Annotated in this window: 1 protein-coding gene; it reads left to right on the plus strand. The window is 54.4% G+C overall.

Annotated elements, in window-relative coordinates; genetic code table 11:
* On the plus strand, positions 1-336 hold a 336-nt coding region (locus ACWTU8_RS31950), incomplete at its 5' end, for a methyltransferase domain-containing protein (protein ID WP_455851271.1).
* Positions 337-603: the final 267 nt, after the last annotated feature.

Here is a 603-nt window from a genome sequence, read left to right on the forward strand (position 1 = left end):
CAGTTTGATCTCGTCATTCATTCCGATACGCTGGAACACGTGCCATTTCCGATTCAAGCTCTGCGGGAATGCGGACGGGTTCTCTCAGAAGATGGATGCCTATGTTATACTGTCCCAACAATTGTCGGTCGTTTGACGCGCGACAGAGAGGGGCTTCCGCCAAGTTACCACGGGGATTCGAACCAAGCGGGACATGACTTCATGGTGCACACCGAGTTTGGGGCCGACGCTTGGACATTTCCAATTCGAGCTGGCTTCGCATCGGTCAATATAAATACGGTTTCATACCCAGATGCCACGGCAATAGCTGCTCGCAAAAGGCTATTTACGGCATAATATTACTTCCAGATTCGTACGCCAAGATCGGCCTGACCCTGTGGCAGCGAAGACGGGCCGCCGCGCGGGGCGCCGGCGTCGCGTTCCTCATGCGACGCATGAGGTTTGTACAGCAAGCTCCTTAATTGAGCTTGCTGACGACATAAAGGTCTTGGTGTCCCCACCAAAACGCCTGCTGGAAGCGGATCAGCTCGGCTCCTTCGATGTCAGACACGGCTTCTTGAACATAACCAAGGGAAACGGCGCTGGTCCCATAGTCACGAGCGT

Source organism: Mesorhizobium sp. BHbdii (genome assembly GCF_053848045.1).